General features: G+C 65.9%; 6 protein-coding genes, 1 pseudogene and 2 riboswitches. Of the genes and pseudogenes, 3 read left to right on the top strand and 4 right to left on the bottom strand.

The window, feature by feature from the left end:
- The first annotated feature begins 407 nt into the window (after positions 1-407).
- Positions 408-1,352, top strand: a complete 945-nt coding sequence (locus F6X39_RS35235) for a flagellar brake protein (RefSeq protein WP_187620023.1) — start codon at positions 408-410, stop codon at positions 1,350-1,352.
- Positions 1,353-1,419: 67 nt separating this feature from the next.
- Here the strand turns inward: F6X39_RS35235 and F6X39_RS35230 are convergent, their stop codons facing one another.
- The 4 genes from F6X39_RS35230 to cobW are packed head-to-tail and all read right to left on the bottom strand — an operon-like array spanning position 1,420 to position 8,112.
- The gene (locus F6X39_RS35230) at positions 1,420-2,034 is read right to left on the bottom strand and encodes a vWA domain-containing protein (RefSeq protein ID WP_187620022.1); all 615 of its coding nucleotides are present in this window, start codon (positions 2,032-2,034) and stop codon (positions 1,420-1,422) included.
- A 56-nt stretch (positions 2,035-2,090) separates the two neighbouring features.
- On the bottom strand, positions 2,091-3,191 hold the full coding sequence (locus F6X39_RS35225; RefSeq protein WP_187620021.1) for an ATP-binding protein: 1,101 nt from the start codon (positions 3,189-3,191) through the stop codon (positions 2,091-2,093).
- On the bottom strand, positions 3,188-7,006 hold the full coding sequence (gene cobN, locus F6X39_RS35220) for a cobaltochelatase subunit CobN (RefSeq protein WP_187620020.1): 3,819 nt from the start codon (positions 7,004-7,006) through the stop codon (positions 3,188-3,190). The genes F6X39_RS35225 and cobN overlap by 4 nt, the downstream gene beginning before the upstream one ends.
- 14 nt (positions 7,007-7,020) lie before the next feature.
- Positions 7,021-8,112 (bottom strand): cobalamin biosynthesis protein CobW, encoded by a 1,092-nt coding sequence (gene cobW, locus F6X39_RS35215; RefSeq protein WP_316251759.1) that lies wholly within the window; start codon positions 8,110-8,112, stop codon positions 7,021-7,023.
- Between the two features lie 201 nt (positions 8,113-8,313).
- Positions 8,314-8,592, bottom strand: a riboswitch (cobalamin riboswitch).
- A gap of 80 nt (positions 8,593-8,672) precedes the next feature.
- A riboswitch (cobalamin riboswitch) is annotated at positions 8,673-8,933 on the top strand.
- Positions 8,934-9,127: 194 nt separating this feature from the next.
- Between cobW and cobA the strand changes: the two are divergent.
- Together cobA and F6X39_RS37445 are read left to right on the top strand one after the other, a co-directional pair.
- Positions 9,128-9,865, top strand: a pseudogene (cobA, locus tag F6X39_RS37450) (uroporphyrinogen-III C-methyltransferase); the annotation flags it as partial.
- 87 nt (positions 9,866-9,952) lie between these two features.
- The coding region (locus F6X39_RS37445; protein ID WP_316251760.1) for a cobalamin biosynthesis protein at positions 9,953-10,295 on the top strand (343 nt) is incomplete at its 3' end.

The following is a 10,295-nucleotide window of genomic DNA, read 5'->3' as shown; positions in this document are numbered from 1 at the left end:
GCCCACACTTATCGACTGTTAGTTTTTAAAGATCGGTCCGCCAAACCCGCCGCGCCTGAACCACCACTACCCGGCACTGCTTCGTTTGCGTCGCTGCGTCTGCAGCAGAGAAGCGAGATTATGGAGAGCGGTCAACAACACGTCAATACCCTTCTCACAATTTATTTTGAGAGCAAAGACTGCCATCTCCATCGCACTGCCGCGCCAGCCCTCAAAAGAGTCAACTCTGGCCAGACCAAGAAATCAGCGAAAATAGTTAGTCATCCAATTCAACCCGCCGAAGTCCCAATACCGACAAAACAAAGTAGTCCGAGCACGGCTCGAACTCACCACCGCTCCCCAAATTAAAGTTCTACCCTTCCCCGCCGTCAATCAGATCATCCCGCCACTTAAATTAGCTGCCGACTATGGACAATCTCGTCGACGCACACGTCGAGGAAACCCAGCCCGCCGCGGCATCCCCGGTGCTCGAGCCTGATACGGTGCCGGTAGGCACGCCGCTCCCATGGCCGATCGTCGATGCCGACGGCACGCTGCTCTTCGCAAGCGCGACGACGCTCGCGACCACCGACGAGCGCGCCTTTCTGTTTCAACACTTCCGCCCGCAACGCGGCGACCTGTTCGACCTCGGCGCACAACAACCGCCGGCGCCAACCGCCCAGCCTGACCACGCCGGTGAGTTGACGCTGAAGGACATGCACCTCGAGATCGGCGCATTGATCGGCATGCGTTCGCAACTCGGCAGCGGCGCGCCGATGCAACCTTGCGGCATCATCGGTTTCGCGCCGAATCATGCGCTGTTCGTCACGCCGCCGATGCAGCAGGGCCAACCGCTGCCGCTCACGCCCGGCGAGAACGTCGAGGTCATCGCGATCGCGAGTCAGGCCGTGTTCCGTTTCGTCTGCACGGTCGAAGCGGTCTGCCGCGTGCCGTTCGACTATGCCGTGTTGTCGAGGCCCGGTATGGTCCGCCGGCTCCGTGAGCGCAAATCGATCCGCGTCCATGCGCACCTGCCCGTGCGGTTTGGCATCGGCGGGAGCGGTGACACTTACGAAGGCCTTGGACTCGCCAAGGGCATCAGCGCGCTCGGCATGTCGTTGAGTGCGTCGTGGACACTGGGCGAAGTCGGCGAGCGGCTGCGCATCGCGTTCCGGCTGAAGTCGGCCGAATACGATTCACAGATCGAGACGACGGCAGTGATCCGCAACGTTCAGAAGGGCAAAACGCCTGGCGAGCCGTCCATGCATGGGCTAGAACTGGATCAACTCGATTCCGTTCAACAGATGGCGATGAAGGTGTTCGTGTTCGATCGTCAGGAGGATGTGCAGCACTGGTCCAACGGACTGAAATAAGCGGTACGGCCAGAAAAGCAACGCGGGTGCGGACACAGCAGCGTCGACCTCGCTGCGCACACATCGATCAGCCGAGCAACTCTTCCGGCGTCAACCGCCGCGCTCCCCAGGCATTGGCGAGCACCTGGCAACGACCGAGCCGTATCGCACCACGCTCGAAATCGACGAACACGACTTCATCGACGTCGGCCGGCCGCGCGGGTTCGTCGCTCGTGCGGCCGTCGGTCAGAATCCATAACCAGCGCTGCTGGGCCGGCCGTCGCCGCGCGCAGCGTTCGAGCAGTTGCGCGGCGCTGCGCACGCCCGACGCGAGCGGCGAACCGCCGCCTCCGCCCACGGGCGCGAGCCATCGCTCGTTCCACCAGCGCGGCACGGCCGGGCCGAAGCGCACATCCGCTCCCGCGCCGCCGAAGCAGATCAGCGCAGCCTCGACGCGCATCGCACTCGCACGGTCGAACAAGGCAGTCAGTAGACCCTTCGCCAACGCGAGGCGTTGGCCCGCCAGCATCGACCCGGAGCAATCGAGCACGAAGCAATGCAGCACACCGCCACGCGGCACTTCCCGTACGAAACGCAGATGCTCACGACGCAGCGTGTGCTCGCGCATCGCGGCGAGCGTCGGTGGCCATGCGATGCGCCTGCCCGGTTCGCCGCGCGACGTGTCGCGCGAATCCGCCCCCACGCCTTGTCGCCATCGAAAACCGCTGCGCGAGTCAGCGGGGGCGCCTTTCCGATGGCTCAGCGTTTTTTTGCGTCGAGCGCAATGACGCCTTTGACAGGCAAAGCCGCGGCCGGCTCGGGCGGCAGGTAGCCCCAGTCGGAGTCGGCGGAAGGTGTCGTGGATCCAGCCGTATCGCCAGACGCACCCGCAGCGACGTCCCGTGTCGGCGCCTCGCTTTCTGGCCGGCGCTGATTCGCATGTTGCGAATCATGCTGACGCCGCCGATGAAGCAGCACCGCATCGGCAACGCGCTCCACATGCCGCACCGTCACCGCACCTGCCCGTTCGAATGCGGCCAGCGCGCGCGCCGCGCGCAGCATCACGAGGTCGGCGCGCAGGCCGTCGACGGCCGCGTCGATGCATAGCGCGCTCACGCGCGCATGGACGGCGTCATCGAACGACAGCAGCGGCAGCGCCGCGCGCGCCGAGCGAATTCGCTGCACGTATGAAGCCTGCTGCTCCGCGTAAACGGTCCGAAACCCAGCGGGATCGAGATCGAACGCGAACCGCGCTTTGACGATCGCCTGCCGCACCTGCGGCTCGAACGCGTTCTGCAACTCCACCATCAGACCGAAGCGGTCGATCAATTGCGGCCGCAACTCGCCCTCTTCGGGATTCATCGTGCCGATCAGCACGAAGCTCGCGTCATGACTATGCGACACGCCATCGCGTTCGACGGTATTCACGCCGCTCGCCGCCGCATCGAGCAACGCATCGACGAGCGCATCGGGCAGCAGATTGACTTCGTCGACGTACAGCACGCCGCGATGCGCCTTCGCGAGCAGCCCCGGCGAGAAGCGCACCGAGCCGTCGCGCAAGACGCTTTCGATATCGAGCGTGCCGATCAGACGATCCTCGCTCGCGCCAAGCGGCAGATTCACGAGCTCTCCCTCCGGCAGCAGTTCCGCAAGCGCGCGCGCGGCAGTCGACTTCGCAGTGCCACGCGGTCCGCTGATCAATACGCCGCCCAAGCCCGGGTCGATCGCCGCGAGCACCAGCGCCTGCTGCAACGAGGCCTGGCCGATCAGCGCCGCAAACGGAAAAACGGGCCGCGCCGCCGTACCCGATACACAGGCGGAGCAACCTGCGTCGTCCGCTCCTCGCATCGCTCCATTCATGTTTGTCTTCCTTCGATCTGCTGTTCGCTCGCCAGCAGATGCGTTTCCACCTGCGCGCGATAGTCACCCGGCTGCTGCCACAGCCCCCGCTGCATCGCCTCGAGCAAACGCTCGCAGATCGAATGCAGCGCATGCGGATTGTGCCGTTGCATGAACGCGCGCGTATCGGCGTCATTCAGATAAGCATCGGCGACGAGCGCGTATTGATGATCCGCGATCACGCGCGCGGTCGCGTCGTAGCCATACAGATAATCGACGGTCGCGGCGATCTCGGCCGCGCCCTTGTAGCCGTGGCGCTTCACGCCGTCGAGCCATTTCGGATTGACCACGCGCGAGCGGATCACGCGCGCGATCTCCTCGTGCAACGTCCGCACGCGCGGCGCGGCCGGATTGCTGTGATCCGCATGATAGACGCGCGGCTGCCGACCTGCCAGATGCCGCACCGCCGCGACCATGCCGCCCTGAAACTGGTAGTAGTCGTTCGAATCGAGCACGTCGTGCTCGCGGTTGTCCTGGTTCTGCAGCACGAGGTCCATCGCTGCGAGGCGCGTGCCAAACGCTTGCTGCGCTTCCTCGCCTGCGCTCTTCTGCGCGTACGCATATCCGCCCCACGCCTGATACGCGTTCGCGAGATCGGCGTCGGTCTGCCATTGGCGCGAGTCGATCATCTGCTGCAGACCCGCGCCGTACGTGCCCGGCCGCGCGCTGAACACGCGCCAGCCGGCGCGCTTGCGCGCTTCGACCGGGTCCATGCCGCGCGCGATCAACGCATCGCGTTCGCGCTGCACGCGCGCGCGAATCGGATTCAGCTCCGCGGGCTCGTCGAGTTCGGCCACCGCTTGCACGGCCGCATCGAACAGATGCATCACGTTCGCGAACGCATCGCGAAAGAAACCGGATACGCGCAACGTGACGTCGATACGCGGCCGATCGAACGCGTCGATCGGCATGATCTCGAAGTCCGTCACACGGTGGCTGCCCGGCGCCCATTTCGGCCGCACGCCGAGCAGCGCGAGCGCCTGCGCGATATCGTCGCCGCCGGTGCGCATCGTCGCGGTGCCCCAAACCGACAGGCCGATCGCGCGGGGATAGTCGCCGTGCTCCTGCAGATGCCGCTCGATCAGTTGCTGCGCCGATTTCAGGCCGAGTGCCCACGCGGCTTGCGTCGGCACCGCGCGCGTGTCGACCGAATAGAAGTTGCGGCCGGTGGGCAGCACGTCGGGCCGACCGCGCGACGGCGAACCGCTCGGACCTGGCGGCACGAAACGTCCTTCGAGGCCGCGCTTCAGCTGCGTCATTTCCTGCGGGCCGCAGGCGTCGAGACGCGGCAGCACGTCGTCGCGCAGGCGTGCGATCACCTGTGCCGCTTGCGGCAGACTTTCGTCGGCTACGGGGACGGCCTGCGAACGATCCGCGTCATCGCAATCGACACCGCAGACGCCGCCCAACAGCTCGCCTGCGAGCAACTCCAACCGCTCGCGCGTATCGCCGTAATGTCGCCACGGCGCATCGCTGACCCGCTGCAATACCTCGGGTCGCGGGCCGTCCCATGCGGCGGCCCAATCCACCGTCAACGGGTCGAACCGATGATCGATGCGCAGATCGCGCGCCAGCGCGTCGACGAGCCCCGCCTTGCCGCCCTGCCCATCGCCGACCGGAAAGCGCCCGAGCGCGAGCAGCGTGTCGCGCCGCTGCACGCCGCGCGGCGACTGCCCGAACGTATGCAGGCCATCGCGAATCTGCGCTTCCTTCAGCTCGCACAGCCACGCATCGACGCGTGTGAGCAGCGCGTCTTCATCGTCCTGTCGGTTCGGCGCCGCGAGACTCAGCTCTTCGTGCAACCGATGCTCGACGATCGTCGTCAGGATCGTGCGACGCAAGAGCTTCGCGCGACGCGAATCGACCATCAATGCTTCGTAGTATTCGTCGACCTGGCGTTCGAGGTCCTGCAGCGGCCCATAGTTTTCGGCGCGTGTAAGCGGTGGCATCAGATGATCGATGATCACCGCCTGCGCGCGCCGCTTCGCCTGGCTGCCCTCGCCCGGATCGTTGACGATGAACGGATACAGATGCGGCATCGGTCCGAGAATCAGATCGGGCCAGCACGCGTCGCTCAAGGCGACGCTTTTGCCCGGCAGCCATTCCAGGTTGCCGTGCTTGCCGACGTGCACGACCGCGTCGATGCCGAACTGATGGCGCAGCCAGAAATAGAACGCGAGGTATGCGTGCGGCGGTACGAGCTCCGCATCGTGATAGCTCGCGTAGTCGCCGTGCTCGCGCGAACGCGCAGGCTGAATGCCGACGAACACCTTGCCGCAGCGCCAGCCGGCGATCATGAAGCGGCCGCGCCGTAGCGTGGGGTCCTGCTCGGGCTTGCCCCAGCGCGCGTTCAACGCGTCGCGCACGCTCGCCGGCAACGCGTTGAAATGCGCGAGATAGTCGTCGAGTGCGAGGCTTTGCAGGGCCGGACGCAGATCGCGTACGACCGGATCGTTGGTCACGCCTTCGGTCAGCCTGTTCAACAACGCGTCGCCGTTTTCGGGTAATTCGCCGACACGATAATCTTCATCGCGCAGCATCGACAGAATGCCGGCCACCGACGCCGGCGTATCGAGCCCGACGCCATTGCCGATGCGCCCTTCGCTCATCGGATAGTTGGCGAGGATCAACGCGACTTTCTTGTCGGCGTTATCGAGCGAACGCAAACGGCACCAGCGCCGGCTCAGCTCGGCAAGAAAGCGCACCCGTTCGAGGTCGGGCTGATAGCGGACCACGTCGACCTGCGTATGCGCACAGCGATACGCGAGCCCCTTGAAGCTGATCGCGCGCGTGATGATGCGCCCGTCCACTTCGGGCAGCGCGATATGCATCGCGATGTCGCGCGAATTGAGGCCGTGGTTGTCCTTCAGCCAGTCTTCGCGATTGCCGCCGCTCAGGATCACCTGAAACACCGGCGCGTCGCCGGCGAGCGCGAGCGGTTCCGGGTCGTCGATCGCGGAAGCGGCGAACGCGGTCGTGTTCAGCACGAGCGCGACACCATGTTGCGCGCACAGCGACTGCACGACATCGCGGCTCACCGCATCCTTCAGCGACGTGATCGCGAGCGGCAGCGGATTGAGCCCTTGGGCTTCGAGCGCGTCGATCAGCGCATCGAACACCGCGGTATTGGCGGCCTGCAGATGCGCCTTGTAGAACAGAATCGCGACGACCGGCGCGTCTTGCCGCCAACGCGCCTGCCAGTCGGCGACGATGGGGGTATCGCGCTCGGGGTGATACAACGACGCGGCCGGCAACGCGCGCGGCAGATCGGGTTCGCGCCCCCAGTCGAGCGCGCGATACGCGATGCAGCGCAAAAACGCCTCGGCGTTCTGCGGACCGCCCTCGCGCAGATAGCGCCACAGCTGCTGACACAACTCGGCGCTCGCGGTGCTGCGCGCGAGCAGGTTCGGGTCTTCCTGCAGATCGCCGGAAAACATCGCGAGTGTTTGCTGTTTGCGCTGCGCGAGCGCGACCACCTGCTCGATGCCGTACGGCCAATACGTTTCGCCGCCGAGATGATCGACGACGACCACGCGCGCATGCTGCAACACGTCGTCCAGATAGAAATCGACCGAGGCAGGCTGACGCAGATACGTGACGTTCGCGAGCCGCACGCTCGGAAAGCCGTCGCCGAGACGCGGCACCACGCTCGCGAGCAGCGACAGCGTGGTGTCGGCGGAACTGAGCACGACGATCTCGGCGGGCTGCTGATCGATGCGGATCACGCCCTGCGTATCGTCGACGAAGCCGCCCGGCGTCGTGCGCAGCAGATGCATGCTGGTGCGCCCGTTTATGCCGTCGCGTTCGACGTCGCGCCGAGCGCCGCGTCGAACGCCTGTTGCAGCGCGTGTTGGTCGAGGTCTGCGCCGATCAGCACGAAGCGGCTCAACGCGCCGTCGCCATTTTCACCCGCTTGCCAGCGCCGGTCGAAGTAGCTGTCGAAGCGCCGCCCCACGCCCTGGATCACGAGACGCATCGCCGCGTCCTGCAGTGCCGCGAAGCCTTTGACACGGTAAATCGTGTGGGTTTCGACGAGCGTCTGCAAGGCGGCGAGCGCCGCGTCGCGCGACGGTACGGATGCCTGCACGACGACCGAATCGAATTCATCGTGGTGATGATCGGGGTCGCCGGCGGAACCGTGGTGGTCATGACGCAGGTGGATCGTCTCTTCCGACGCCGCTTCGAGGCCCAGCAGCGTATGCAGGTCGAGCCGCCCCTGCTGCGCACGCACGATCTTCACCTGCGGCGGAATCTCCGCGCGGATCGCGGCTTCGACCTCGTGCTGCCGCGACTCGTCGATCAGATCGGTCTTGTTCAGAATCACCAGATCGGCCGCCGACAACTGGTCTTCGAACAGCTCGTGCAGCGGCGACTCGTGATCGAGATTCGGATCGGCCTTGCGCTGTGCATCGACGGCGAGCGGGTTATCGGCGAACTGGCCGCTCGCGGCGGCCGGGCCGTCCACCACCGTCACCACCGCGTCGACCGTGAAGCCGTTGCGGATTTGCGGCCAGTTGAACGCCTGCACGAGCGGCTTCGGCAATGCCAGGCCCGACGTTTCGATCAGCACGTGATCGAGTTCATCGCGGCGCTCCGCGAGCTTTTCCATCACCGGGAAAAATTCTTCCTGCACGGTGCAGCACAAACAACCGTTCGCGAGTTCATACAATTGCCCTTCGGTCTCGACGCCGTTTTCATCGCAACCGATGCCGCAGCCCTTGAGGATTTCGCCGTCGATGCCGAGCTCGCCGAACTCGTTGACGATCACCGCGATGCGCTTGCCGCCCGCATGCTGAAGAATGTGCCGCAGAAGCGTGGTTTTGCCGCTGCCGAGAAAGCCCGTGACGATCGTGACGGGGATCTTGCGCAATTGAGTTTGCATCGTGAGGTCCATCCCTTGGCGTTGATCGGTATGCCGGAAAGTCCGCGCGTGGGTCCGCGTCGGCTGGCGAATGGAGCGAATGAAGCACGCGCAGCAGTACCAGCGATCACCAGACACGGGGACGAACGACGGCATGGCCGCGACAACGGAAATACAGAAAGCGGAACTGAGGTCATGAACGCGCCGCCGCATCCCCGCGGCGGTCGTTCTGCTTCTTTGGGCCGGTATCCGGGCTGGCGAAAGCGCCGCTTCCCCTTCCCGGCCGAGTGGTTTCTCGTCCAGTGGTGAAATGTCCACGCGACCTTGCGCGAGGACATCGAAGCCGGCACTGCGGTGCCCGGCTATCAAGCCGGAACCGCTTTTCGCTTACCGTTGCGGGGACAGCACAGGTTAGCCGCTCCAGAGCAGGTGGCTCCCTGTTTCCCGTTTAACTGCATGCGCACGAGCGCGCACGCGAGCACCCAAAGTGCGTGCGAGTGTAGGCCCGGGGACTTGCGCAGTCAAGCAACGCACCGAGCCGGAAAGCGCCGCCGAGGCTTATCCGGCAAGGCGCCATGTGCTATCGTATGCGCGCGTTTGGTGCCCGCACATGCGCTCGCGTGTGCAGTTAAACGGGAAACAGGCAGCGCCTCGCGCGTTCAACCTGTGCTGTCCCCGCAACGGTAAGCGACCTGCGGCGCGCGATTCGATTCGCCTTCGATTCCGACGTGCCGCGCATGCGTTTTTTGATGCCACTGTCCCGCGAATCCACAAACCGGGACGGGAAGGCGAAGCGCATGAGGCCGCCAGCCCGGATACCGGCCAGACGCGGAGGCGGTGCCGCATTGCATCCGTGCATCACGTGGCGCCGCCGGCCGCCGGAATCCGCGGGGAACGGATGTGAAGGCGTAGCAGCGCGGCATCGCGCGTGCCCGGATTCGCAGTTGCGCATGACCTCTATATTCACCGCCGCGTGTGCTGTCGCACGCCGCTTCTCTTCTTCCATCACCGCATGGCGCGCGCCATGCACGCCGCGATGACGCGCGCCTGGCTGATCGGCGCCGGTCCCGGCGACGTCGAACTGATCACGCTGAAGGCCACCCGCGCGCTCGCGCAGGCCGATGTCGTGCTCGTCGACGATCTGGTGAATCCCGACGTGCTGCAGTTCGCGCGCACCGACGCGCAAGTCGTGTACGTCGGCAAACGCGGCGGCCATCCGTCGACGCCGCAAGCCGACATCGTCGCGCAAATGCTCGGGCATCTGCGCGCGGGGCGCAGCGTCGCGCGGCTCAAGGGCGGCGATCCGTTCGTGTTCGGCCGCGGCGGCGAAGAGTTGCAGGCGCTACGGGCCGCGGGTATCGAAGTCGACGTGATCAACGGCATCACGGCCGGCATCGCGGCGCCCGCGGCGCTCGGTATCGCGGTCACGCATCGTGATCACGCGCAGGGCGTCGTGTTCGTCACCGGCCACGGCGCCGGCAGTGGCGAACCGGACTGGGCCGCGCTCGCCGCGACGCGCATGACGCTGGTGATCTATATGGGCATGCGCCGGCTTGGCGAGATCGCCCGCGCATTGCTCGCTGCCGGCATGTCCGCCGACACGCCGTGCGCGGCGATCGAGTCGGCGACGCGGCCTGAGCAGCGTCATGTGCTCGCGCCGCTTCGCGAGTTCGCCGAGGCGGTGGCGCGCGCGGGGCTCGGCTCGCCGGCGATCGTCGTGATCGGCGCTGTGGCGTCGCTCGCACTGGCGCGTGATGCGGCCAAACGCGACGCCGGCGTTGCTCACGAACTGGCAGCGAGCGCGACACGACACGGACTCGGACGCGCGATCAAAACGCTGAGCGTCGGCATCGGTTGCCGCTTGCACAGCGAAGCCGCTGATATCGAAGCCGCCGTCCGCGCAGCGCTCGGATCGAATGCCTTCGAGCAGATCCGCGCGATCGCGACGATCGACACCAAAGCCAACGAAGCCGGTCTGCTCGAATTCTGCTCACGTCATCAGCTGCCGCTGCAACTGTTCAGCCGCGAGCAGATCGCCGCGGTACCGGTCGCGTCGCCGTCGGCGGCGGCACACGCGCATCTCGGCGTCGATGGGGTGTGCGAGCCGTGCGCGCTGCTGGCGGCAACGGCGCCGGACTCCACCACAACCGCGCAAAACGCGCGTCTGATCGTACGCAAGACCGCGCACGCCGGCATCACGGTGG

It is taken from the genome of Paraburkholderia sp. UCT2 (genome assembly GCF_014397665.1).
Lineage (GTDB): Bacteria > Pseudomonadota > Gammaproteobacteria > Burkholderiales > Burkholderiaceae > Paraburkholderia > Paraburkholderia tuberum.
The sequence above is the reverse complement of the archived record's forward strand: the minus strand, read 5'-3'. Positions and strand labels throughout refer to the sequence as shown.

What these genes read in the sequence shown, in the direction of transcription:
- F6X39_RS35235 (WP_187620023.1), top strand. Translation starts at nt 408, where the DNA reads ATGGACAATCTCGTCGACGCACACGTCGAGGAAACCCAGCCCGCCGCG.
- cobN (WP_187620020.1), bottom strand. Translation starts at nt 7,006, where the DNA reads ATGCATCTGCTGCGCACGACGCCGGGCGGCTTCGTCGACGATACGCAG.
- cobW (WP_316251759.1), bottom strand. Translation starts at nt 8,112, where the DNA reads ATGCAAACTCAATTGCGCAAGATCCCCGTCACGATCGTCACGGGCTTT.
- F6X39_RS35225 (WP_187620021.1), bottom strand. Translation starts at nt 3,191, where the DNA reads ATGAATGGAGCGATGCGAGGAGCGGACGACGCAGGTTGCTCCGCCTGT.